We start from the raw sequence: 22,805 nt of genomic DNA on the forward strand, positions 1-22,805 counted from the left end.
GATGACAGACCAGGATATTAAAAAGGTGTCGGTGGTGATCCCTGTTTATAACGAGCAGGAAAGCCTGAACGAGCTTCTCCGCCGGACGCAGGCCGCCTGCGATACCCTGCCGATGGATTACGAAATCCTGCTGGTGGATGACGGCAGCAGCGACAGTTCGGCAGAGATGCTGACCGCCGCCGCTGAGCTGCCGGGCAGCAGGGTGGTGGCGGTGCTGCTGAACCGTAACTACGGGCAGCACTCGGCGATTATGGCCGGATTCAGCCATGTATCCGGCGATCTGATTATCACTCTCGATGCGGATTTACAGAACCCGCCGGAGGAAATCCCCCGGCTGGTGGCGGTGGCGATGGAGGGCTACGACGTGGTCGGCACCGTGCGCCAGAACCGTCAGGACAGCTGGTTCCGCAAATTTGCCTCACAGATGATTAACCGCCTGATCCAGCGTACCACCGGTAAGGCGATGGGGGATTACGGCTGCATGCTGCGCGCCTATCGCCGCCATATCATCGATGCGATGCTGCACTGCCACGAGCGCAGCACCTTTATCCCGATCCTTGCCAATACCTTTGCCCGCCGGGCGACGGAGATCCCGGTGATGCACGCCGAGCGTGAATTCGGCGATTCAAAATACAGCTTTATGCGACTGATTAATCTGATGTACGACCTGATTACCTGCCTGACCACCACGCCGCTGCGCCTGCTGAGCGTGTTCGGCAGCATTATCGCGCTGTCGGGCTTTGCTATTGCCGTTCTGCTGGTGGTGATGCGGCTGTTCCTCGGGCCTGAGTGGTCGGCGGAAGGCGTATTTATGCTGTTTGCCGTGCTGTTTATTTTTGTCGGCGCGCAGTTCGTGGGTATGGGCCTGCTGGGTGAGTATATCGGGCGAATTTACAACGATGTCCGCGCCCGCCCTCGCTATTTTATTCAGCGCGTTGTCAGTCACAACGCCGACTCCACACAGGATAAGCAATGATGAAAGCAGTGGTTTTTGCCTACCATGATATTGGCTGCGCGGGTATTCGTGCGCTGCACACGGCCGGGTTCGAGATCGAAGCCATTTTCACCCACGCGGATAACGCCGCTGAAAATCAGTTTTACGCCTCGGTTGCCCGCACGGCGGCGGAGCTGGGCGTGCCGGTCTATGCGCCGGAGGATGTGAATCACCCGCTGTGGGTAGAGCGCATCAAAGCCATGGCACCGCAGATGATTTTTTCGTTCCACTACCGGCAGATGCTGAGTGATGCAATCCTCAACAGCGCCAGCGAAGGGGCGTTCAATCTGCACGCCTCGCTGCTGCCTCGCTACCGCGGCCGCGCACCGCTGAACTGGGTGCTGGTCAACGGCGAAGAGGAAACCGGCGTGACGCTGCACCGTATGGTGAAGCGCGCCGATGCCGGGGCAATTGTGGCCCAGCAGCGGGTGGCTATCGACCCGCAGGATAATGCGTTAACCCTGCACCGCAAGCTGTGTCTGAGTAGCGCCGAGCTGCTGGCCGCCAGCCTGCCCGGCATGTTAAATGGTGATATTTCCGCGCGCGAACAGGATGAAAGCCAGGCGAGCTACGTCGGGCGACGCACCCCGGAGGATGGGCGCATTGACTGGTCTCAGCCTGCTTATCGTCTTCACAATCTGGTGCGCGCGGTGACCGATCCGTGGCCGGGCGCGTTCAGCTTCGTGGGTTCCGGCAGGTTTATCGTCTGGCAGTCGGCGGTCAGGCACGATTTCCCGGCGGCGAAACCGGGCACCGTGCTGTCGGTCAATCCGCTGATTGTGGCCTGTGGGGACGGCGCGCTGGAGATCGTCACCGGCCAGGGCGACAGCGGCGTCTATATGCAGGGCAGGCAGCTGGCGCAGACGCTGGGGCTGGTGAGCGGGGCGATCCTGCACAATCAGCCGGTGTCGGCGATTAAACGACTGACCCGCGTGCTGATTCTCGGCGTGAACGGTTTTATCGGCAATCATCTGACCGAGCGCCTGCTGCAGGATGATAACTTTGAAATTTACGGGCTGGATATCGGATCCGACGCCATCAGCCGCTTTGTTGGCCATCCGCGTTTCCACTTCGTTGAGGGGGATATCAGCATTCATTCGGAGTGGATTGAGTACCATATAAAAAAATGCGATGTGGTGCTGCCGCTGGTGGCGATTGCCACGCCGATTGAGTACACCCGCAATCCGCTGCGCGTCTTCGAGCTGGATTTTGAAGAGAACCTGAAGATTATTCGCGACTGCGTGAAGTACCAGAAGCGCATCATCTTCCCGTCCACCTCTGAGGTGTACGGCATGTGCACCGACGATACCTTTGATGAAGACCATTCGAATCTGGTGGTCGGGCCGATTAACAAACAGCGCTGGATTTATTCGGTGTCCAAGCAGCTGCTCGATCGGGTGATCTGGGCATACGGTGAGAAAGAAGGGCTGCGCTTTACCCTGTTCCGGCCGTTCAACTGGATGGGACCGCGCCTGGATAACCTCAATGCGGCCCGTATCGGCAGCTCACGGGCGATCACTCAGCTGATCCTCAATCTGGTGGAAGGTTCACCGATTAAACTGATCGACGGCGGACGCCAGAAGCGCTGCTTTACCGATATTCGTGACGGTATTGAAGCGCTGTTTTTGATTATTGAAAACAGGCAGCAGAACTGCGACGGGCAGATTATTAATATTGGCAACCCGGACAATGAAGCCAGTATTAAGCAGCTCGCGGAGCAGCTGCTGGAAAGCTTCGATCGCCATCCGCTGCGCGATCGCTTCCCGCCGTTTGCCGGATTCCGCGAGGTGGAAAGCAGCAGCTACTACGGTAAGGGCTATCAGGACGTGGAGCACCGCAAGCCGTCGATCCGCAATGCGAAGCGGCTGCTCGGCTGGCAGCCTGAAGTACAGATGAGCCTGACCATCGACGCCACGCTGGACTTCTTCCTGAATTCTGTGGACGGTGGAGACGCGGTGGAATGATCAACGTCGGTCTGCGTATTGATGTGGATACCTGGCGGGGGACCCGTGACGGGGTGCCGCGTCTGCTGGAGATTTTGCAGCAGCAGCAGACCCAGGCGAGTTTTTTCTTCAGCGTCGGCCCGGACAACATGGGCCGCCACCTGTGGCGGCTGCTGAAGCCGCGCTTTCTGTGGAAGATGCTGCGCTCCAACGCGGCATCGCTCTACGGCTGGGATATTCTGCTGGCGGGAACCGCGTGGCCCGGGCGAAATATTGGCCGCGGGCATGCCGAACTCATCCGCGCGGCGGCGCAGCGGCATGAAATCGGGCTGCATGCCTGGGACCATTTTGCCTGGCAAACCTGGGCAGGCGTCTGGCCGAAGGAGAGGCTGCACGCGGAGATTGAACGCGGTGCCCGCGCGCTGGCGGAAATCCTCGGCAGGCCGGTCAGCTGTTCCGCCGTGGCGGGCTGGCGGGCAGACGGCAGGGTGGTCGCGGCGAAGCAGCGTTTTGGGTTTGCCTGGAACAGCGACTGCCGGGGCACGCGCCCCTTCAGGCCGCGCCTGCCGGACGGTCAGCCGGGAACGGTGCAGATCCCGGTTACGCTCCCCACCTGGGACGAAGTGGCCGGTACCACGGTGAGCCACCAGGCCTGGAATGATTTTATTCTCGATCGGATTGTTGAGCAGCGGGATGGCGTGCCGGTGTACACCATCCACGCCGAAGTGGAAGGCATCGCGCTGAGCGGGATGTTTGACGCGCTTCTGACCCAGGCGCGGGAGCGGGGTATTCGGTTTTGCCCGCTCGGCGAGCTGCTGCCCGATGATGTCACACAGCTGCCGATGGGCAGTATTGTCCGGGGTAGCTTCCCCGGCCGCGAAGGCTGGTTGGGATGCCAGCAACTTATTGAGTGAGACCGGATGAAGAGCTGGCGCATTACCCTGTCCCTGATCCTGATGTATGCCCTTTACTATCTGATCCCGCTTGAATATCGCGCTCTGTGGCAGCCGGATGAGGTTCGTTATGCGGAAATCAGCCGCGAAATGCTGGCCAGCGGGAACTGGATTTCCCCGCATTTTCTTGGCCTGCGCTATTTTGAAAAACCGGTGGCGGGCTACTGGATAAATAACCTCAGCCAGCTGCTGTTCGGCGAAAGTAATTTCTCCGTACGGTTTGGCTCGGTCTTCTCAATTACCCTGAGTGCCCTACTGGTCGGGTGGCTGACGATGCAGATTGTCGGGCAGCGGCGTACCGCATGGCTGGCGGCGATCGTTTTCCTTACCAGCCTGCTGGTTTACGGCATTGGCACCTATGCGGTGCTTGACCCGATGATTACCCTGTGGCTGGTAGCGGCGATGTGCTGCTACTGGCTGGCGGTTCAGGCGGAGACGACGAAACAGACGCTGGTGGCATGGCTGCTGCTGGGGCTGGCCTGCGGTATGGGGTTCCTGACCAAGGGCTTTCTGGCGCTGGCTGTGCCGGTGGTGGCTATCGTGCCCTGGGCCATCTGGCAGCGTCGCTTCCGCGAGGTGCTGATTTACGGACCGCTGGCGGTGATTGCGGCGGTGTTAATCTCTCTTCCCTGGGGAATAGCGATTGCCCGCCAGCAGCCGGATTTCTGGTCTTATTTCTTCTGGGTTGAGCATGTTCAGCGCTTTGCTGAGAACGATGCACAGCATAGTGCGCCGTTCTGGTACTACCTGCCGGTGCTGATTGCCGGTTCACTGCCGTGGCTGGGGCTGCTGCCGGGAGCGCTGATCCGCGCGGGGCGGGAACGGCACGTGAATCGCGGTGGCCTGTATCTGCTGAGCTGGGTCGTGATGCCGCTGCTGTTTTTCAGCATTGCGAAAGGGAAGCTGCCGACCTATATCCTCCCGTGCTTTGCGCCGCTGGCTATCCTGCTGGCTGACTATGCCGTGCAGTCAGCGAAAAACGGCGGGCGGGCGCTGCGGGCAAATGCGCTGGTGAATCTGGCGTTTGGCACGCTGGCCGCGCTGGCGGTGTGGCTGGTGCTATCGCCGTGGGGAATGTCCCATCGTCCGGTTTATCAACCGACGGAAGGTATTAAGGTGGCGCTGGGCGGCCTGGCATTTCTGTTCTGGGCGCTGATGGGGGCCGTCACGTTCACCGGTCGCGGTAGACACTGGGCGTTCGCCGCGCTGTGTCCGCTCGGTATTGCGCTGACCATTGCACTGGTCATTCCGGACAAGGTGGTGAATTCCAAGCAGCCGCAGGAATTTATTCAGGCAACGCAAAAACAGCTGGCCGAAAGCCGCTTTATTCTGTCAAACAACAGCGGGATGGCCTCGGCGGTGGCGTGGCAGCTCAGGCGCAGTGATATTGATATGTTCGATCAGTCCGGCGAGCTGACGTGGGGGCTGAGCTACCCTGACAGCCGCGATCGGCTGGTGGCGGGCGACCGGTTCGCCGAGTGGCTGGCCGGGCACCGCAGGCTCGGCAACGTGTCGCTGGTACTCAAGCTGACCGACAGTGCACGCGACGTTGACCCAGGCCTTCCGGCACCGGACGAGGTTTATCGCCAGCAGCGCATGGTGCTTTACTACTACCGGCAGCAGCCATGAATATCCTGCTGATCCTCCTGGTCAGCCTGCTGAGCTGTGCCGGGCAGCTTTGCCAGAAGCAGGCAACGTCGGTTACCGGGGTTGCCCGGCCCCGGCGGCATATGCTGCTGTGGCTGTGCCTGAGCGTGCTGCTGCTGGGCCTGGCGATGCTGCTCTGGCTGCGGGTTTTACAGGGCGTTCCGGTCAGCGTGGCCTATCCGATGCTCAGCCTGAATTTTGTCTTTGTCGCGCTGGCTGCCCGCTGGCTGTGGCAGGAGCGGCTGTCGCTCCGCCACGGTTGCGGCATCCTGCTGATCGTGGGCGGTGTGGCGATCATGGGCGGGTATACCTGATGGGCTGGCTATGTGCGCTGTGCAGCGTGCTGCTGGTCAGCGCGGCGCAGCTGTTGATGAAATGGGCGATGATCCAGCTGCCCGCTATCGAGAGGCCGCTGGACTTCGCCGCCGCCGTTCTCACCTTTTCGCCGCCCGTGCTGGCGCTGCTGGCCGGTTTGCTGGCCTACGCGTTTTCCATGCTCTGTTGGCTGCTGGCGCTGAAGCGTATGCCGCTCAGCCGCGCCTATCCGCTGCTCAGTCTCAGCTATCTGCTGGTCTGGGGTATTGCGCTGCTTATCCCTTCGTTCAGCGAGTCGTTTCTCTGGGGCAAGCTGGCGGGCGGGGCGCTGATCCTCGCTGGCCTGCTGCTGATAGTCTGGCCGGACAAAAAAGACCGTTAACCGGCTAAAGGCGTTATGATTGCCGGGTTTTAGGGTTTCTTAATAAGCAGGTCATTAAAAATGATGGATAAAGATCGCCTTCTGGAGGTTCGGGAGGTCAGCTTTGTGCTGCGGGATAAGGTTCTGCTGGCACCGCTGTCCTTTTCGCTGGGCAAAGGGGAGTTTCTCTGGCTGACCGGTCCGTCCGGGGCAGGGAAGAGTACGTTACTGAAAATTATCGCCTCTCTGCTGGAGCCGTCATCGGGCGAGGTGATTTTTAACGGGCAGCCGCTGGCGGCGTTAAAACCGGAACGCTACCGGCAGCAGGTTTCCTACGTTTTCCAGACGCCGGTGCTGTTCGGCAGCACGGTATATGACAACCTGGCGCTGCCGTATCAGATCCGTCAGCGCCCGCCGCAGCGGCAGGCGATGATCGACGGCCTGCAGCGGCTGAATCTGCCGGCGGCCGCGCTGGACCGTACTATCGACCAGCTTTCCGGCGGGGAAAAACAGCGCGTGGCGCTGCTGCGTAATCTCCAGTTCCCGCCTGATATTCTGCTGCTGGATGAGGTAACCAGCGCGCTGGATGAGGAAAACAAACAGGCGGTACATCAGCTGATTGATGCGCAGATTGGGCAGGGAACGGCCGCGATCTGGATTAGCCACGATCGCCATGAAACCGATAACGCGCAGCGGGTTCTGACGCTGGCGGCACCGCAGAACGGGGGCCAGCATGAACCAGCATAATATTACCAACGAGTCGCTGGGACTGGCGCTGGTGCTGGTGTTGATCGCCCTGGTGGTCAGCCGCAAAGAGCGGCTGGGGCTGGAAAAAGATATCGTCTGGAGCGTGGCGCGGGCCATCGTGCAGCTGGTGATCGTCGGCTATGTACTGAAATACATTTTCGACCTGAATAACGGCTGGCTGACGGTACTGATGGTGCTGTTTATCTGCGTTAACGCCGCATTGAATGCCAAAAAGCGCAGCCGCGCCATTGATAACGGCTTTCTGATTTCGTTCGTGGCGATAACGTTGGGCACCACCCTGACCTTAACCATTCTGGTGCTCAGCGGGGCCATTGAGTTTATGCCGATGCAGGTGATCCCGATATCCGGCATGATCGCCGGTAATGCGATGGTGGCGGTGGGGCTGTGCTTCACGAATCTTAACCAGCGTTTTGCCGATAACCGGCAGAAGGTGGAGGAGATGCTGAGTCTGGGTGCCAGCGCGCGGCTGGCATCCGGCAGCATTGTGCGCGACAGCATTCGTGCGGCGATGATCCCCACCGTGGATGCGGCTAAAACCGTGGGGCTGGTCAGCCTGCCGGGGATGATGTCCGGGCTGATTTTTGCCGGCATCGATCCGGTGAAGGCGATTAAGTATCAGATTATGGTGACGTTTATGCTGCTGGGCACCGCCAGCCTGTCGACCATCGTGGCCGGGTATCTGTCTTTCCGCCGCTTCTACACGGCACGGATTCAGCTGAAGTCGTGATGGGGTAAAATCCTGAAGTTATTGCGGCGTCAGGCTCACCGTTGGTGATGCTGCCGGCCTGTTCTGCACTGTCGTTCAGGCGATGTTATGGACAACACTCAGGCTCCAAACGGAGCCTGATAGCCCTTCTGTCGTTACCGTGAATGACAGTACCCAGATACGATTTTTAGAAATTCACGTTAGCGCTCAGTCCGCCGATAAAGGCGTTTTTCACTTCGCTGACGGCTCCCGGTGAGGCGACGTACTGCAGATTTGGCCGCAGGCTCAGCCAGTTGGTCACACGGGCATTGTAATAGATTTCATAGTTATACTCCGAACCGTGCTGGACGGGCAGGTAGGTCGGGCTGTCATAGTGACTTTCGCCGTTTTCCTCATTGATGCGATGCTGCATGCGCCCGTAGTTGCTGTTGACGTGAATGCGTGCGGCACCGACGCCAATTTCATCCTGTGCGCGTGAGGCAAACGGCCCTTTCCAGACAAAGGTCATCGCCTGATAGTTATCGGTTTTAGAGGTACGTCGATCGTTCATCACCCCCTGAACCGTCAGGTTCAGCCCGCGCTGATTATCCCCGTCCATAGCGGTCAGTTGCTGTTGCAGTAACAGATAGCCGCCGTACGCGTGCGCATCATCGTGATAGCCGCCATTACGGTAGCTGGAATACTTATCGCCGTTTACCGAAGAGTAGTAGACGCCCATACGATAGTTGCCCGGCAGTTTGTCAGGGCCGAAGACCGGCTTCCAGCCCAGCTCTACCGGCACCATGTTACCGAGCGTCGGGCTGCCATCCAGGCGGAAGCCATTCCCGGTATCGTAGTTGCTGGCCGTCTGGTTGTAGAAACCGACCTGCAGGAATACTTCAGGCGTGAAGTTGAACTTCACGCGTCCGCCCCACTGGGAAACCGGCCAGTTAAACCAGCGATCGCCGCGCCAGTTTCCCGGCTGACCGCTGCCGAAGGCCAGGTTTTCGAAATTGCTCTGGAACGAATCAAAATCCTCACCGACGGTCACGCGTCCTGCTTTCACTTCGATAAGACGATCGAAGAACCCTTTATTCATCCAGAACTGGGTCAGACGCCAGGTCTGGCCTCGACCATACACCTCCTGTACCGATGACAGGCCGCCGGTACGGGGGTCGTTAATATGCTCGGTGAGATCGTGGCCGTTACGGCTGGTCACGGTGAACTGAAACTGCGTATCGTCCCAGTTGAGCAGTTTTTCTAAATCGAGGGTGGTACCAAATGCCCATTGATCGGTATAGCGGGCGGAGCTGGAGGTTTTATAGCCGCCGGCGAGGTTGCTGGCAGACTCCATGGTGTAGTTGACCTGGAAATCCACACCGTCGTCTTTTAGCTGCGAGCGTAATCCCCCCCAGTCACCAAACATATAGGATGAATCAACGCTCAACGGTGCCATATCAGCCCATGAAGCGCTGGAAAACATCATCAGTGCACCACTGCACAGGAGCGCGATTTTTTTCATTTTCCAATCTGCGTATGCTTTTCTTTGCATGATTTTGACCTTTTTTATAATTTCCTCACGGCCGCGATTCACTCAACTCCATGAGTGGCTAATCGTCAGGTATTCAGAGCTAAAATGCTGCTGCTTGTTTTTGCCGCAATAAGTTTTTGCGACTGCCGTATGACAACATGTAAACAAGTTGTGGGGATTATATTTTTGTGCGGATAATGCTTTGCAGAATGGGTTTATTGTTTGTAAATAATTTGTACTGTGAGCAATTGTTTCTGCGGTGGGGTTTTCTGGAAATTACCGCCAGTTTACGATTCAGAAAAACTGGCGGTGAGGTTTAAAATTTAATTCCGGCGCTCAGACCGCCAACGAAGCGCTGGGAGTTATCTTCAACGGCACCGGGTTTGGTGGTTTGCTGCAGGTTGGGGCGCAGAATAATATGAGGGGTTAAGCGATAGTTATAGTAAAGGTCGTAATTAAACCCCTCACCGTGCATGAGAGGCTGCGGCTTATTGCTTTGATACTCCGCCGATGGCAGCGAACTTTGCGGTAAAGACAGTGGATTCGCACCTCTTGGGGATATCGGTGAGGGCGTTTGTTGCTCGGGCATAATGTCGTACGGTCTTTGACTCGCGCAAAGCGTGCCGCTGGCTAGCGCTAATGCCAGCGTGCTGGCACCGACCAGAAGAGCATTGCGCAGTATTTTCGAGGACGATAATCTTTCCATAATTGACCCCCTTCTAAATCCTGCTGGTTGGATAATCCTTTCGTTCTCGTGCTCATTACATCATGTCATCCCATAACGGTTACTCTTTAAAATGCGGTTATCGGACATTTTTATGATAATGGCTGCATACCGCATCAACTGATTTTCACCTTGCGGAAGGTTAAGGTAAGATGCACGCAAAGCAATTGAAGGGAGTTTTTAGTAGGTATTGATCAGGGAGAGAGTCTATGAGAAGACTATTGTTTGCTATATGGTGTGTGTTTTCTTTTGTCTTGTCTTTTTTGATATTCTTTTTATTGATTACTTTTATTCAAATAAATATTATCCCGCGTGAAATGCTGGAAAATTTTCTCGAACTTTTATCGATGACCGGTGATGCAGCCTTTACCCGGTGGCTCTATTTCTCAGGAAGTGGGTTGTCGCTGGTATTAGCTATTATGACCTGTCATGAAGTGTGGTCGATGCAGCATCATGCAGAGGCCTGAAAAAATAAACGCCCGTTCGCGGGCGTTTAATTATAGTGACGAACTCTTCAATACGGCAGACTTATCTGCGGCCAAGTATTTTAGCCGCCAGAAAACCGACGCCGGCGGCAATGGCCAGTGAAACCAGCGGTGAATCCTGGGTTTTGGTTTTCACACAGTCCAGCGCATCATCAATAGCATAGGATGCCTTCGCTGCCTGCTGACGGACTTTCCCCTTGAATTCATGCTCAGGAGAGTCGACGGCTTTGCCAAACTCTTCCTGGCCTTTGCCGAGAGCTTCTTCCGCTTTATCGTTCGCTTTATCAAACAGACTCATACTGCCTCCTTTAATGGCATGATTTCCTCATGTGCGATATTAATCGTAGACCATTGGTGGCGGAAGATTGTCGGAATTTGTATAAAAATATGAATTTACGATGATCTGAATGTAAAAAAAGGGGGGATCCTGCGATCCCCCCTGATGGTTAATATCAGTGGTAGCCTTCGTCCGGCTTAATTTTTCCGCGGAAGACGTAATAGCTCCAGAAGGTATAAACCAGAATCACCGGGATAATCATTAATCCGCCGACCAGCATAAAGCCCTGGCTCTGTGGCGGAGAAGCCGCATCCCAGATGGTGATGGACGGCGGAATGATGTTCGGCCAGATACTGATACCCAGACCGGTAAAGCCAAGGAAGACCAGCGCCAGCGTCAGCAGGAATGGCGTGTAGTGCGCGTGGCGTTTCAGCGCGCTGAGCAGCCCCCAAGCCGCGGCCAGCACCAGCACCGGTACCGGCAGGAACCAGAACAGGTTAGGCAGGCTAAACCAGCGGTGCATAATGTTTTCGTGCAGCAGCGGCGTCCAGACGCTGACGATAGCAATGACCACCAGCAGGGCCAGCAGCAGGGGCTTGGTCAGCGCGGTCATTTTGCGGTGCAGCTCGTTTTCGGTTTTCATAATCAGCCAGGTGCTGCCCAGCAGCGCATAGGCCAGAACCAGACCGACGCCGCAGAACAGCGTGAACGGCGTCAGCCACGCCAGCGCCGGGCCGCTGTAGGTCCGGTTGGTGACCTCAAAACCGTTAATCACCGCGCCCAGCACCACGCCCTGGCTGAAGGTGGCCACAAACGAGCCTCCGATAAATGCTTTGTCCCAGAACGGGCGATGCTCTTCTGTTGCCTTAAAGCGGAACTCAAAGGCCACGCCGCGGAAAATCAGGCCGATCAGCATAATCGTCAGCGGGGCGGCCAGTGCGGTGGTGATCACCGCATAGGCCAGCGGGAAGGCACCAAACAGCGCAGCGCCGCCCAGGATAAGCCAGGTTTCGTTGCCGTCCCACACCGGGGCGACGGTATTGACCATCATATCGCGCTCAACGGGATCCTTATTGAACGGGAACAGGATGCCGATGCCGAGATCGAAGCCATCCATAATGATGTACATCAGGGTGGCGAAAACGATGATGGTAAACCAGATAATGGAGAGATCGATTCCCATCTTATTTTCCCTCTTCCGATGAATTGAGTTTTTCCTGCACCGCCGACAGCGGGCGAGAAGGCGTGTGCGAGGTACCCGGTCCGCCTTCTGGCGTGTGGTCACCTTCTCCTGTCTGAGGGCCTTTTTTAATCAGGTTCGCCAGATAGGTATAGCCGATGCCGAACACCGAGATATAAACCAGGATAAAGGCGATCAGCGAGATGGCCATCTGCAGCGTGCTGTGCAGCGAAACGGCGTCACGGGTGCGCAGCAGGCCGTAGATTACCCATGGCTGACGCCCCATCTCCGTGGTGATCCAGCCCGCAACCAGCGCGATCAGCCCGGATGGCCCCATCAGCAGGACAAACCACAGGAACGGACGCGAGGTATAAAGACGCTGGCCTCGACGCATCCACAGGCTGACCACGCCCATCAGGATCATCAGCATGCCCAAGCCCACCATCACGCGGAACGACCAGAACACCACCAGCGAGTTAGGGCGATCTTCTTTCGGGAAGCTCTTCAGTGCCGGAACCTGTTTATCCAGGCTGTGGGTCAGAATCAGGCTGCCGAGGTAAGGAATTTCCAGCGCGTAGCGGGTTCTCTCTTCCTTCATGTCCGGGATGCCGAACAGGATCAGCGGCGTGGCTTCCCCCGGCGGGTTTTCCCAGTGGCCTTCAATGGCCGCAATTTTCGCGGGCTGATGTTCGAGCGTGTTCAGGCCGTGGGCATCGCCAATCATCGCCTGAATCGGCGACACGATCAGCGCCATCCACAGCGCCATGGAGAGCATTTTGCGAATAGCTGGCGTATCGTTTTTACGCAGCAGATGCCAGGCCGCCGAGGCACCCACGAAGAACGCGGTTACCAGGAAGGCCGCCACGGACATGTGCAGCAGTCGGTAAGGGAAAGACGGGTTGAAGATGATGGCCATCCAGTCGGCGGGGACAACGATACCGTTTTCCACCGCATAGCCCTGCGGCGTTTGCATCCAGCTGTTAGACGCCAGGATCCAGAAGGTGGAAATGATAGTGCCCAGCGCCACCATGCAGGTGGCAAAGAAGTGCAGCCCGCGACTGACGCGGTTCCAGCCAAACAGCATTACGCCGAGGAAGCCCGCTTCAAGGAAGAATGCGGTCAGCACTTCATAGGTCAGCAGCGGGCCGGTAATACTGCCGGCAAACTGCGAGAAACCGGCCCAGTTGGTACCAAACTGATAGGCCATGACCAGTCCGGATACCACGCCCATTCCGAAGTTGACGGCGAAGATTTTTGACCAGAAATGATAGAGGTCGCGATAAACCTCGTTTTTGCTTTTCAGCCACAGGCCTTCCAGTACCGCAAGGAAACTGGCTAACCCGATGGTGATAGCGGGGAAAAGGATGTGGAAGGCTACGGTAAAGCCAAACTGTATCCTCGCCAGGTGATACGCATCTAATCCGAACATTGCTTACCTCGATCTAGCATAATACTGCCTTTTATTTTTTTACCCACAATTAACAAATAGACTACATTATGAAAAAGTGAAGGTTGCTAATTGCGGGTTTCTCATCTACGACGGATTGATCCTAAGACCAAATCAGGTGAAGGAGTAGTAACAGTAATATTGATCGTGGGTATAACAGAAATCATTATTACGATGAAGTGTTACGCTGACAGGTTAAATCACTGGCGGAATTTGTTAAAGCAGGCTAGTGAAATGCTGACGAGATGTAAAATTACTGTATCATTATGATGGGTAAGCATTTTTACATCGGGCTTATTCGGCAAAAAATGCATCCATCTCGCCAGTAAGGCATCAAACTGCCCGCCGTATTCCAGGCATCTTTATAGCCTGAGGAGATATAAAAATACCTTCAAAGTACGTAAAGGATATAATAACCACAGAAAATATAAAGGTTTAGTGAAATATGTAAACCCGATGTTGCTAATTAGGGGGTGATTGGTTTTTTTACCCTGTACTTCTTTTTATTCTTCTACTACGCCCGCGTTATTCTTAAATCCCCTTCTGTAAATGTTAATAATGTAATACATAAAAACACGCAAAATGAAATAAATTATTACATTTTAGTGGCGGTTATCTGTCCAATGATTGTCAAAAATCAAAATTTACCTGAGTGAAATATGCGCATTAGCCCTGGCGCAGGCGCCATGCTATAACAGCCAGTGAAAGCCATTTTTCGGCTGTTTACAGGGGAATGAGATGGAAATGTTGTTCGCATTGTTGCCGGTTTATGCGGCCTATTTGCTGGGTACGGCCAGCCCTGGCCCCAGTAATATGGCGATCATGGGGGTGGCAATGAGCCAGGGGCGGATCCCCGCTTTGATGCTGGCTGCCGGAGTGATCAGCGGATCGCTGTGCTGGGCATTGCTGGTGGCCACCGGATTATCGACGCTGCTGCTGGCCTGGGCGCAGGCGGTGACGGTGATTAAGATCGTCGGCGGTATCTATCTGCTCTGGCTGGCGTTCAAAGCGGCACGCAGCGCTGCGCAGAGCAAACCGCTGGCTAATAGTGCCGCGGTGGCGATGCCGCTGTCTTATCGTGCGCTGTATCGTCGCGGTTTGCTGCTGCATCTCAGCAATCCGAAAGCGATTATGGTATGGATGGCGATTATGTCTCTGGGGATCCACCCGGACGCATCTCCCTGGCTACTTCCGCTGATTGTTGGCGGCTGCGCGCTGCTGGGCATCGGGGTGTTCAGTAGCTACGCGCTGCTGTTTTCGACCCAGGTGATGAGCCGGGGCTATCAGAAATGCCGCCGCGGTATCGAAGGGGTGTTTGCGCTGTTTTTCACTGCGGCAGGCCTTAAGCTGCTGTTTTCCCGCTGACATATCGGCGGTGGAGACCGCGTCTCCGCCGCCGTGTGGTGCTCAGGGCTGATAGCCCGCCAGTTCGGCTTCAGGCATTCCGGCTTCGCGTGCCGCCTGGCACAGCTGCTGCCAGCTGTTGGCGTCAATCGGAATGCCGTTGCGGCGACGCGCTGCCCGCTGTTCTTCTTCCCACTCTCCCGGAACTTTAATAGCCTGTTCACCGGCCTGCGGCGAAGCTTTAACCCAGTCGATAAACCGCTGCGCTTCCTGCTGCATTTCCGGGGCATCAAAGGCGGCAGGATCCAGCACGATGCTGGTCATGCAGTTGAAAATCGCCGCCGGTGAGGTTTGCAGCGACTCCCGGTGAGTGGTTTTCCCCCCGGACAGGGCACCGCCAAGAATTTCACACATCACCGCCAGCGCATAACCTTTATGCAGACCAAAGGCCAGCAGTGACCCGTAGGGTGTTTCATGCATCACGCCGGGATCGCAGGTCGGCAGACCGTGGCTGTCTATCAGGTTGCCGTCGGCCACCGCCGCGCCTTTATTCCATGCCACGCGGGTTTTCCCGTAGGCGATGCCGCTGGTGGCGAAGTCCAGTAATAATGGCGCCTGGCCCGGCCGCGGAAAGACGGCGCAGAATGGATTGGTGCCGAACCGACGGTCGCTGCCGTTGAAGGGGGCAACCAGCGGATCGCCGACCACGTTGACAAAATGGAATGAAATCAGTCCGGCGCTGGCGCACATTTCGGCCCAGTGGCCAATACGTCCGATGTGGTGAGAATTACGCAGAGCAATCGCGCACATACCCAGTTCACGCGTGCGGCCAATTGCCAGTTCCATGGCCTCTGCGGCCATCACCTGGCCAAACCCCTGCTGGCCATCAACGGTTAACACCGCACCGGCATCTTTCACGATCTGTAACTGACGGTTTTGTTGCAAATTTCCCAGCGCACGGGAGGTCATATAGGTAGGGATCATACCCACGCCGTGGGAGTCGTGGCCTGCGAGATTCGCGGCAACAAGATGGTCGGCGATTTTTTTTGCTTCGGCCTGACTGCTGCCTGCATGTTGCCACAGGCTTTCTACCATCTGATGCAGGCTGTCGGGGGCAATACGTACTTCATCCATAGCTGTGCTCCATGCTTTAACCGGTGAGTGGCGGGTATTATTGCGCCTTCATCCTATCCGGCTTGTTGCAGGAATGCGTAGCGTTTCTTAAAAAAAAGCCCACTGAACGTGGGCAAATAAATCTATTTCTCGACTTTACCATTAGATGGTACAGGGGGATAGTCGCACGATTTCTGTAGAAAATATAATTGGTTATATAGATCGATTCGCAAATATCGATCTTATAAATCGATTACAGCAACAGGTGAACATTTTCTGTTACAGAAGCGGGTGTATCACCGCTGAGGGCGAATAAATGTGGCTGGCTGCATTTTTGGCAGTCAGGCTGTAACGGCCCAGACTGGTATGGATTGTGCTCATCGGGATCTCCTTGTATACCTGGTATCTTTCAAGCCCCCTGTTTGCTGATTACCGGACAATCCGCTCCCTTTATCTGAACTTGAACAGAGTGGGTATAACGGTCAGGTTAAAGTTGGTAACAAGTAAGTCCTTAGAATGACGTTATAAGTGTAGCCAGAAAATGACCGTTCGGGTGAGGAGGTTGTGAGCCAAAGTGGGGGTTCGTGATGACAATCGCTATTTAACGAATGGATTTGTAAAGATCCGCAGCGCTGATTATGACCGGGAAAAGCGTCATCGCGCTGCTCTCAGTGGGGCTAGCTGGCCAGGGTGATATCCAGATCCATCGCCGCTAATTCACGGCTGGCCGCGGCAGAAAGATGGGGATCGGTAATGATGGCATCAAACTGGTCGATCGGCAGGGCCAGAAAGGTGGCGATTTTATTGTATTTAGAGCTGTCGGCCAGCAGCACCCGCTTGCGGCTGACCTCGCCGGCGGCGCGCTTAACGGCAATTTTCTCTTCATCCGGCGTGAAGGTTCCCCGTGTTCCCCAGCAGGAAGCGGAGATAAAGGCGATGTCGACAGACAGCCCGCGCAGCGCCTGCGCAGCGGCTTCCCCGACGCTGGAACGGTTGTCCCGGCACAGCGTACCGCCGGTGTGGATCATCCGACACTGGCTGCTATCAATCAGAAAGTTGGCAATCGCAAAGTCATTCGTCACGATCAGCAGATCGTCACGCACGCTGAGTTCGCGCGCCAGCGCCAGGGTGGTTGTACCCGCGTCCAGATAAATACAGCTGTTGCGGGGGATATGCTGCGCCGCCGCCGCACCGATAGCCTGCTTCTCCAGGCTGAACATGCTGGTTTTATCAAGATGTGAAGGCTCGCTGGACAGGCGCTCGGTTGAACGCACGCCGCCGGAAACCAGCATGACCGCTCCCTGTTCTTCCAGTTTCTGCAGATCGCGGCGTATCGTCATATGCGAGACGGCCAGCCGCTCCGTCAGCTCGGCAATGCTGACGACGCCGCGTTCCTGCACCAGCGATAATATTTGTTGATGGCGTTCAACGGGGATCATGAACCCTCCTTGCGAGTGGGCGGAGTAACAGGCATGGGCGTGGAGGCGATCGGCTGACGACACAACACCACAATTTTTACCAATTTATCACGCTGTAGATTTATCGTCACAGCTTTTCACGCTGGATAATTGATTATCTGACTGAATATGTTTGTTTTTGTTGGAGTTTGCTTGTGTCGGGGTGTTGTTAATCTGTGTGAATGTGTCGGTCTTCTTTGTTAATTATTGTGATATGCGTCACCAAGTTTGCCGCTAATAACGCCTATACTTCACACAAGAAAACAAATTATCACCAAAATTAACACGGAGAGCGTATGTCAAACGCAGCATCAATGTCGGTTTGTGTCGTTGGCCTCGGTTCTATGGGGATGGGTGCGGCGCAATCCTGTATTAAGGCAGGCCTGCGGACCTGGGGGGTGGATCTCAATCCACAGGCGTTAAAAACCCTGCGCGACAGCGGCGCACAGGCGGCAGAGAGCCGCGCTGATGATTTTGCCGATAAGCTTGACGCGGTGCTGCTGCTGGTGGTGAATGCGGTGCAGGTTAACGCCATTCTGTTTGCGGAAAACGGTCTGGCTTCACGCCTCAAGCCCGGAACGGTGATCATGGTTTCCTCAACAATTTCCGCCGCCGATGCGCAGAGTATTGAGCAGCAGCTGGCACAGTATCAGCTGATCATGCTGGATGCGCCGGTTTCCGGTGGCGCAGTCAAAGCGGCCGCGGGCGAGATGACGGTGATGGCTTCCGGTAGCGATGCCGCCTTCGAGCGCCTGCAGCCGGTGCTGGATGCGGTGGCGGGTAAAGTTTATCGCATCGGCAGTGAGATCGGCCTCGGCTCAACGGTGAAAATTATCCATCAGCTGCTGGCCGGGGTGCATATCGCTGCCGGTGCGGAAGCCATGGCGCTGGCGGCGCGGGCCGGTATTCCGCTGGATACCATGTACGACGTGGTAACGAATGCGGCAGGCAATTCCTGGATGTTCGAAAACCGCATGCGTCACGTTGTCGACGGCGACTACTCGCCGAAATCAGCGGTGGATATCTTTGTGAAAGACCTCGGACTGGTGGCAGACACGGCGAAGGCGCTGCATTTCCCGCTGCCGCTGGCTTCCACGGCGTTTAACATGTTTACCTCCGCCAGTAATGCCGGCTTTGGTCGTGAAGACGACAGTGCGGTGATCAAGATCTTCAGCGGCATTACGCTGCCGGAAAAAAAGGAGCAAAAATAATGCGCCTGGGTGTGATAGCAGATGATTTTACCGGTGCGACCGATATCGCCAGTTTTCTGGTGCAGAACGGGATGTCAACGGTTCAGGTGAACGGCGTGCCGCAGGACGAGCGCCAGCTGGACGCCGCAGCGATTGTCGTCAGCCTCAAGTCGCGCTCGTGCGCGGCAGAAAAAGCCGTCGCGGATTCTCTTGCGGCGCTGGCGTGGCTGCAACAGCAGGGCTGTGAGCGGTTCTACTTTAAATATTGTTCAACCTTTGACAGTACCGCAAAAGGGAATATCGGCCCGGTGACCGATGCGCTGCTGGCCGCGCTGGGTGAGACGCAGACGGTGATTTCTCCGGCGCTGCCGGTCAATGGCCGCACCGTTTATCAGGGGCATCTGTTCGTTATGAACCAGCTGCTGTCCGATTCCGGTATGCGTCATCATCCGGTCACGCCGATGACCGACAGCAATCTGCTGCGGCTGATGGAAGCGCAGGCGACGGGCAAGGCCGGTCTGATTGCCAGCCCGACGCTGGATCGCGGCGCTGAAGCGGTGCAGAACGAACTGGCTGCGCTGGCGGCGGAGGGCGTGCGCTATGTCGTGCTGGATGCGTTGAACGAGCAGCATCTGCTCACCCAGGGGGAGGCGCTGCGTGGAATGACGCTGGTCACCGGCGGGTCCGGTCTGGCGATTGGCCTCGCGCGTCAGTGGGCGACGCACGGCTGGGACGGCGCGCAGGCGCAGGCAGCAGGCAAACCGCAGGGAGGCCGCGCGGTGGTGATCTCCGGTTCCTGTTCAACCATGACCAACCGGCAGGTCGCCTGCTACCGCCAGCAGGCCGCTTCGCAGCCCGTGGATGTGGAGCGCGCGCTGCAGCAGCGTGAGGCCTATGCGCACGAGCTGTGCGACTGGGTGGCGCAGCATGCCGATGAGCCGCTGGCACCCATGCTGTTTGCCACTTCCGAACCGGAAACGCTGCAGCGGATCCAGCAGCGGTACGGCGCGCAGCAGAGCAGCGAGGCCGTTGAACAGCTGTTTGCCAGCGTGGTGCGCGAACTGCAGCAGCGCGGCTGGCAGCGCTTTATCGTCGCCGGAGGAGAAACGTCCGGCGTGGTGGCGCAGACGCTGAATATTGATGCCTTCCACATCGGACCGGCGATTTCCCCCGGCGTTCCGTGGGTCCGCTCGGTCACGCAGCCGGTATCCCTTGCGCTGAAATCCGGTAATTTTGGTGATGAAAACTTTTTTGCCCGCGCGCAGACGGAGTTCGCAGTATGACTGAACAGCAGGCTCGTGAAGAAATGGTCCGGCTGGGCGCCTCGTTTTTCCAGCGAGGTTATGCCACCGGTTCGGCAGGAAATTTATCCATGCGCCTCGACGACGGCACGCTGCTGGCGACACCGACCGGCTCCTGCCTCGGTGAGCTGGTGGCGGAGCGTTTGTCGAAGGTGACCCAGGAAGGGGAGTGGATCGGCGGCGATAAACCGTCAAAGGAGATCAGCTTCCACCGTGCAATTTATCAGAACAACCCGGAATGCGGCGCTATCGTGCATCTGCACTGCCTGTATCTGACCGCGCTCTCCTGTCTGGAAGGGCTGGACAGCAAAAACTGCATTCGTCCTTTCACCCCGTATGTGGTGATGCGCGTTGGCGATGTGCCGGTTGTTCCTTATTATCGTCCGGGCGACCCTCGTCTCGGCGAGGATCTGGCGAAGCTGGCGCCGCACTACCGGGCATTCCTGCTGGCGAATCACGGACCGGTGGTGGTGGGGAAAACGCTGCGTGAAGCGGCGGACAACACCGAAGAACTGGAAGAGACTGCCCGACTGATATTTACCCTGGGCGATCGCCCGATTCGTTATCTGACCGATGACGAAGTGGCTGAATTACGGAGCTGAAATCATGCCTAAGTTTGCTGCAAACCTTTCGACGCTGTTTAACGAACTGCCTTTTCTCGAGCGCTTTGATGCGGCGGCGAAGGCCGGATTTAAGGGCGTGGAGTTTTTGTTTCCCTATGAATACGACGCGGCGGTGCTGAAAGAGGCGCTGACGCGCAACAACCTGGAGCTGGTACTGTTTAATACCGCACCGGGGAACGCGGCGGCGGGAGAGTGGGGCGTTTGCGCCATTCCGGGGCGGGAGGAAGATGCCCGCCGTGACATCGACCGCGCGCTGGACTACGCGCTGGCGCTGGACTGTCGCCAGGTCCACGTGATGGCCTCGGTGGTGCCGCCGGGAGCCGATCGCGAAGCCTGGTGCCAGACCTTTATCGACAACGTACGCTACGCCGCTGACCGCTTTGCGCCGCACGGTATTCGCGTGCTGCTTGAAGCGCTGAATCCAAAAACCAAGCTGAACTATCTCTATTCCAGCCAGTACCAGACGCTGGATATCGTTAAGCGCGTCGACAGGCCCAATGTTTTCATCCAGCTCGATCTGTTCCACGCTCAGCTGGTGGATGGCAACCTCAGCCACCTGATCGTCGACTACGCGGGTCAGTATCAGCATATCCAGATCGCTTCTGCGCCCGACCGTCATGAGCCGGACGAGGGAGAGCTGAATTATCCGTGGCTGTTCAATCTGATTGACCGTAGCGGTTATCAGGGCTGGATCGGCTGCGAGTATTTCCCACGAACCACCACTCTGGCAGGCCTGGGCTGGCTCGACGCCTGGAAATAATCTGACTTTAGCGCTCACCGCGCTGTGCAATTGCTGCACAGCGTCGGGTTTCTGTTGCCTGCATCTGGCTGTCCGCCAGGGAAACGCTGCTGATAACGGCGCTCTAAAGCGCTGAAATTAAAAACATTGAGGCTTACTGATGTCTACCGCCCTGTTATTAACGATTGCCGTTGCCAGCGTGCTGATACTGCTGCTGCTGGTGATCAAAGCCAAAGTACATCCCTTTGTCGCCCTGCTGGTGGTCAGCCTGCTGGTGGCGATGGCTACCGGTATTCCTGCCGATAATATTATGAAGGTGATTTCCGCCGGAATGGGCGGCCTGTTGGGGTCGATAACCATTATTATCGTGCTGGGGGCGATGCTGGGGGCGATTATTGAATGCTCCGGAGGCGCGGAATCCCTGGCGCAGCGTTTTACCCAGGCGCTGGGCATTAAGCGCACCGTGGCGGCGCTGACGATGGCGGCCTTTATTCTCGGTATTCCGGTGTTCTTTGAAGTTGGCTTTATTATCGTTATTCCGCTGATTTATGGCTTTACCAAGGTGGCCCGCGTTTCTCCACTTAAGTATGGCCTGCCGATGGCCGGTGTGATGCTGACGGTGCACGTGGCGCTGCCGACCCATCCCGGTGCCGCCGCCGCGGCAGGGCTGTTAGGCAGCGATATGGGCTGGCTGATGCTGCTGGGGATTGCGGTTTCCATCCCCGTCGGCGTGGTGGGTTATTTCGTGGCGAAAGCCATGAATCGCCGCCACTATCAGCTTTCGGTCAGCGTGCTGGAGCAGCTGCAGCTGGCCAGGCCGGAAGGCGGCCAGAATCCGCTGAAAGGCGAGCAGGCTCCCGGCGCGTGGCTGATTTCTTCCCTGATCGTCGTACCGATTGTGCTGATTGTAGTGGGCACACTGGCGCACAGCGTGCTGCCGGAAGGTAACGGCGTTCGCCAGCTGTTAACGCTGGTGGGGACGCCGGCCATTGCGCTGCTGATTGCGCTGGCGCTTTCCGCCTGGCTGCTGGGGCTGCGTCGCGGCTGGAGCCGTGACAAGCTGAGCGACCTGCTGGACCGCGCGATCCCCAGTTCGGCGGGCGTGATTCTGGTGGCCGGTGCGGGCGGCGCGTTTGGTAAGGTGCTGGTGGAGTCGGGCGTGGGTAAGGCGCTGGCGCTGTCGCTGGAAACGATTAATCTGCCACTGATCCCGGCTGCGTTCCTGCTGTCTCTGGCGCTGCGTGCGTCGCAGGGTTCAGCCACCGTCGCCATTCTGACTACCAGTGGCCTGTTAACCCAGGCCGTCACCGGGCTGAGCGAGATGCAGCTGGTGCTGGTCACGCTGTCGGCATGTTTTGGCGGCCTGGGGCTTTCCCATGTGAATGATGCCGGCTTCTGGGTGGTGACGCGCTATTTAGGCCTGTCGGTTGCCGATGGCCTGAAAACCTGGACGGTATTAACCACCGCAATGGGCCTGACCGGTTTTGTGCTGGTATGGCTGCTGTCCGCGGTGCTTTAACGCGCTGCCCGGCGGATTGAAAATCTTCTTCTATACTTAAGCCACAGGAACTTACTGATGAGTTCTGTGGCTTTTCACCTGTAAAGGAGATGGAAAATGAAAATTATTCTCTGGATCATCGCAATTATATTTATCGTCGGCCTGTTAACGGTTACCGGTGTATTTAAACTCATTTTTTGATTTTGATTTCGGCCACTCGCGCTGTTGCA

General features: G+C 56.9%; 23 protein-coding genes. 16 read left to right on the forward strand and 7 right to left on the reverse strand.

The features are described 5' to 3' along the window. Position 1 precedes the first annotated feature (1 nt). From arnC to fetB, 8 genes are read left to right on the forward strand one after another with little or no spacing between them, the layout of a single operon-like run. Positions 2–976 carry an undecaprenyl-phosphate 4-deoxy-4-formamido-L-arabinose transferase gene (gene arnC / locus PGH32_RS01820; RefSeq protein WP_314418279.1) on the forward strand — a complete coding sequence of 325 codons (975 nt, stop codon included), beginning with the start codon at positions 2–4 and terminating at the stop codon, positions 974–976. Then, positions 976–2,958: a bifunctional UDP-4-amino-4-deoxy-L-arabinose formyltransferase/UDP-glucuronic acid oxidase ArnA gene (gene arnA, locus PGH32_RS01825; RefSeq protein ID WP_337894250.1), complete on the forward strand. Its 1,983-nt coding sequence runs from the start codon at positions 976–978 to the stop codon at positions 2,956–2,958. Before arnC ends, arnA begins: the two co-directional genes overlap by 1 nt. Continuing rightward, positions 2,955–3,851, forward strand: coding sequence for a 4-deoxy-4-formamido-L-arabinose-phosphoundecaprenol deformylase (gene arnD, locus PGH32_RS01830; RefSeq protein WP_337893033.1), 897 nt, complete (start codon positions 2,955–2,957; stop codon positions 3,849–3,851). Before arnA ends, arnD begins: the two co-directional genes overlap by 4 nt. 6 nt (positions 3,852–3,857) lie before the next feature. Further along, complete coding sequence (gene arnT, locus PGH32_RS01835) at positions 3,858–5,519, forward strand: lipid IV(A) 4-amino-4-deoxy-L-arabinosyltransferase (RefSeq protein WP_337893034.1); 1,662 nt, start codon at positions 3,858–3,860, stop codon at positions 5,517–5,519. Further along, a complete protein-coding gene (gene arnE, locus PGH32_RS01840; protein WP_337893035.1) occupies positions 5,516–5,851 on the forward strand; it encodes a 4-amino-4-deoxy-L-arabinose-phosphoundecaprenol flippase subunit ArnE in 336 nt (111 codons plus the stop codon). Before arnT ends, arnE begins: the two co-directional genes overlap by 4 nt. Continuing rightward, complete coding sequence (gene arnF, locus PGH32_RS01845) at positions 5,851–6,234, forward strand: 4-amino-4-deoxy-L-arabinose-phosphoundecaprenol flippase subunit ArnF (RefSeq protein WP_337893036.1); 384 nt, start codon at positions 5,851–5,853, stop codon at positions 6,232–6,234. Before arnE ends, arnF begins: the two co-directional genes overlap by 1 nt. A gap of 60 nt (positions 6,235–6,294) precedes the next feature. Further along, on the forward strand, positions 6,295–6,960 hold the full coding sequence (fetA, locus tag PGH32_RS01850) for an iron efflux ABC transporter ATP-binding subunit FetA (RefSeq protein ID WP_337893037.1): 666 nt from the start codon (positions 6,295–6,297) through the stop codon (positions 6,958–6,960). Beyond that, positions 6,947–7,708, forward strand: coding sequence for an iron efflux ABC transporter permease subunit FetB (gene fetB, locus PGH32_RS01855; RefSeq protein ID WP_337893038.1), 762 nt, complete (start codon positions 6,947–6,949; stop codon positions 7,706–7,708). Before fetA ends, fetB begins: the two co-directional genes overlap by 14 nt. Positions 7,709–7,874: 166 nt before the next feature. On the opposite strand, the gene PGH32_RS01860 is transcribed toward fetB, so the two are convergent. Both PGH32_RS01860 and PGH32_RS01865 read right to left on the reverse strand, forming a co-directional pair. Further along, a complete protein-coding gene (locus tag PGH32_RS01860; RefSeq protein WP_443112732.1) occupies positions 7,875–9,188 on the reverse strand; it encodes a carbohydrate porin in 1,314 nt (437 codons plus the stop codon). Between the two features lie 325 nt (positions 9,189–9,513). Further along, positions 9,514–9,903 (reverse strand): carbohydrate porin, encoded by a 390-nt coding sequence (locus tag PGH32_RS01865; protein ID WP_314418267.1) that lies wholly within the window; start codon positions 9,901–9,903, stop codon positions 9,514–9,516. Positions 9,904–10,130: 227 nt separating this feature from the next. On the opposite strand from PGH32_RS01865, the gene PGH32_RS01870 reads away from it, so the two are divergent. Beyond that, a complete protein-coding gene (locus PGH32_RS01870) occupies positions 10,131–10,388 on the forward strand; it encodes a hypothetical protein (protein WP_314418265.1) in 258 nt (85 codons plus the stop codon). Positions 10,389–10,449: 61 nt separating this feature from the next. Here the strand turns inward: PGH32_RS01870 and PGH32_RS01875 are convergent, their stop codons facing one another. The 3 genes from PGH32_RS01875 to PGH32_RS01885 form a co-directional block, all read right to left on the reverse strand. Then, entirely contained in the window at positions 10,450–10,704 is a 255-nt protein-coding gene (locus tag PGH32_RS01875; protein ID WP_314418263.1) for a CsbD family protein, read from the reverse strand. Positions 10,705–10,858: 154 nt separating this feature from the next. Continuing rightward, positions 10,859–11,866 carry a cytochrome d ubiquinol oxidase subunit II gene (cydB, locus tag PGH32_RS01880; protein WP_314418262.1) on the reverse strand — a complete coding sequence of 336 codons (1,008 nt, stop codon included), beginning with the start codon at positions 11,864–11,866 and terminating at the stop codon, positions 10,859–10,861. A gap of 1 nt (position 11,867) precedes the next feature. Then, on the reverse strand, positions 11,868–13,292 hold the full coding sequence (locus PGH32_RS01885) for a cytochrome ubiquinol oxidase subunit I (protein WP_337893039.1): 1,425 nt from the start codon (positions 13,290–13,292) through the stop codon (positions 11,868–11,870). 756 nt (positions 13,293–14,048) lie between these two features. Here PGH32_RS01885 and PGH32_RS01890 point away from each other — a divergent pair. Then, positions 14,049–14,675, forward strand: a complete 627-nt coding sequence (locus PGH32_RS01890; protein WP_337893040.1) for a LysE family translocator — start codon at positions 14,049–14,051, stop codon at positions 14,673–14,675. Positions 14,676–14,717: 42 nt separating this feature from the next. Here the strand turns inward: PGH32_RS01890 and PGH32_RS01895 are convergent, their stop codons facing one another. Beyond that, complete coding sequence (locus PGH32_RS01895; RefSeq protein ID WP_337893041.1) at positions 14,718–15,788, reverse strand: malate/lactate/ureidoglycolate dehydrogenase; 1,071 nt, start codon at positions 15,786–15,788, stop codon at positions 14,718–14,720. Between the two features lie 656 nt (positions 15,789–16,444). Further along, positions 16,445–17,206 (reverse strand): DNA-binding transcriptional repressor YgbI, encoded by a 762-nt coding sequence (gene ygbI, locus PGH32_RS01900; protein WP_314418258.1) that lies wholly within the window; start codon positions 17,204–17,206, stop codon positions 16,445–16,447. Between the two features lie 314 nt (positions 17,207–17,520). Here ygbI and ltnD point away from each other — a divergent pair, with 314 nt between their 5' ends. From ltnD to PGH32_RS24675, 6 genes are all read left to right on the forward strand, one after another. Further along, the gene (gene ltnD / locus PGH32_RS01905) at positions 17,521–18,435 is read left to right on the forward strand and encodes an L-threonate dehydrogenase (RefSeq protein ID WP_337893042.1); all 915 of its coding nucleotides are present in this window, start codon (positions 17,521–17,523) and stop codon (positions 18,433–18,435) included. After that, the gene (gene otnK / locus PGH32_RS01910) at positions 18,435–19,697 is read left to right on the forward strand and encodes a 3-oxo-tetronate kinase (protein ID WP_337893043.1); all 1,263 of its coding nucleotides are present in this window, start codon (positions 18,435–18,437) and stop codon (positions 19,695–19,697) included. Before ltnD ends, otnK begins: the two co-directional genes overlap by 1 nt. Further along, entirely contained in the window at positions 19,694–20,317 is a 624-nt protein-coding gene (gene otnC / locus PGH32_RS01915) for a 3-oxo-tetronate 4-phosphate decarboxylase (protein ID WP_314418254.1), read from the forward strand. Before otnK ends, otnC begins: the two co-directional genes overlap by 4 nt. A 4-nt stretch (positions 20,318–20,321) precedes the next feature. After that, positions 20,322–21,098 (forward strand): HPr family phosphocarrier protein, encoded by a 777-nt coding sequence (locus tag PGH32_RS01920; protein WP_314418251.1) that lies wholly within the window; start codon positions 20,322–20,324, stop codon positions 21,096–21,098. Between the two features lie 139 nt (positions 21,099–21,237). Further along, complete coding sequence (locus tag PGH32_RS01925) at positions 21,238–22,596, forward strand: GntP family transporter (RefSeq protein ID WP_337893044.1); 1,359 nt, start codon at positions 21,238–21,240, stop codon at positions 22,594–22,596. Positions 22,597–22,692: 96 nt separating this feature from the next. Continuing rightward, positions 22,693–22,776, forward strand: a complete 84-nt coding sequence (locus PGH32_RS24675) for a hypothetical protein (RefSeq protein ID WP_443112762.1) — start codon at positions 22,693–22,695, stop codon at positions 22,774–22,776. The last annotated feature ends 29 nt before the right edge of the window (positions 22,777–22,805 follow it).

Source organism: Erwinia sp. SLM-02, assembly GCF_037450285.1.
Classification (GTDB): Bacteria; Pseudomonadota; Gammaproteobacteria; order Enterobacterales; family Enterobacteriaceae; genus Erwinia.

Coding starts and splice junctions, on each gene's coding strand:
- cydB (WP_314418262.1), bottom strand. CDS start 11,866: ATGGGAATCGATCTCTCCATTATCTGGTTTACCATCATCGTTTTCGCC.
- PGH32_RS01890 (WP_337893040.1), top strand. CDS start 14,049: ATGGAAATGTTGTTCGCATTGTTGCCGGTTTATGCGGCCTATTTGCTG.
- fetB (WP_337893038.1), top strand. CDS start 6,947: ATGAACCAGCATAATATTACCAACGAGTCGCTGGGACTGGCGCTGGTG.
- PGH32_RS01920 (WP_314418251.1), top strand. CDS start 20,322: ATGCCTAAGTTTGCTGCAAACCTTTCGACGCTGTTTAACGAACTGCCT.
- arnA (WP_337894250.1), top strand. CDS start 976: ATGAAAGCAGTGGTTTTTGCCTACCATGATATTGGCTGCGCGGGTATT.
- PGH32_RS01925 (WP_337893044.1), top strand. CDS start 21,238: ATGTCTACCGCCCTGTTATTAACGATTGCCGTTGCCAGCGTGCTGATA.
- arnE (WP_337893035.1), top strand. CDS start 5,516: ATGAATATCCTGCTGATCCTCCTGGTCAGCCTGCTGAGCTGTGCCGGG.
- otnK (WP_337893043.1), top strand. CDS start 18,435: ATGCGCCTGGGTGTGATAGCAGATGATTTTACCGGTGCGACCGATATC.
- PGH32_RS01865 (WP_314418267.1), bottom strand. CDS start 9,903: ATGGAAAGATTATCGTCCTCGAAAATACTGCGCAATGCTCTTCTGGTC.
- arnF (WP_337893036.1), top strand. CDS start 5,851: ATGGGCTGGCTATGTGCGCTGTGCAGCGTGCTGCTGGTCAGCGCGGCG.
- PGH32_RS01895 (WP_337893041.1), bottom strand. CDS start 15,788: ATGGATGAAGTACGTATTGCCCCCGACAGCCTGCATCAGATGGTAGAA.
- arnC (WP_314418279.1), top strand. CDS start 2: ATGACAGACCAGGATATTAAAAAGGTGTCGGTGGTGATCCCTGTTTAT.
- PGH32_RS01870 (WP_314418265.1), top strand. CDS start 10,131: ATGAGAAGACTATTGTTTGCTATATGGTGTGTGTTTTCTTTTGTCTTG.
- otnC (WP_314418254.1), top strand. CDS start 19,694: ATGACTGAACAGCAGGCTCGTGAAGAAATGGTCCGGCTGGGCGCCTCG.
- arnT (WP_337893034.1), top strand. CDS start 3,858: ATGAAGAGCTGGCGCATTACCCTGTCCCTGATCCTGATGTATGCCCTT.
- PGH32_RS24675 (WP_443112762.1), top strand. CDS start 22,693: ATGAAAATTATTCTCTGGATCATCGCAATTATATTTATCGTCGGCCTG.
- fetA (WP_337893037.1), top strand. CDS start 6,295: ATGATGGATAAAGATCGCCTTCTGGAGGTTCGGGAGGTCAGCTTTGTG.
- PGH32_RS01875 (WP_314418263.1), bottom strand. CDS start 10,704: ATGAGTCTGTTTGATAAAGCGAACGATAAAGCGGAAGAAGCTCTCGGC.
- ltnD (WP_337893042.1), top strand. CDS start 17,521: ATGTCAAACGCAGCATCAATGTCGGTTTGTGTCGTTGGCCTCGGTTCT.
- ygbI (WP_314418258.1), bottom strand. CDS start 17,206: ATGATCCCCGTTGAACGCCATCAACAAATATTATCGCTGGTGCAGGAA.
- PGH32_RS01860 (WP_443112732.1), bottom strand. CDS start 9,188: ATGAAAAAAATCGCGCTCCTGTGCAGTGGTGCACTGATGATGTTTTCC.
- PGH32_RS01885 (WP_337893039.1), bottom strand. CDS start 13,292: ATGTTCGGATTAGATGCGTATCACCTGGCGAGGATACAGTTTGGCTTT.
- arnD (WP_337893033.1), top strand. CDS start 2,955: ATGATCAACGTCGGTCTGCGTATTGATGTGGATACCTGGCGGGGGACC.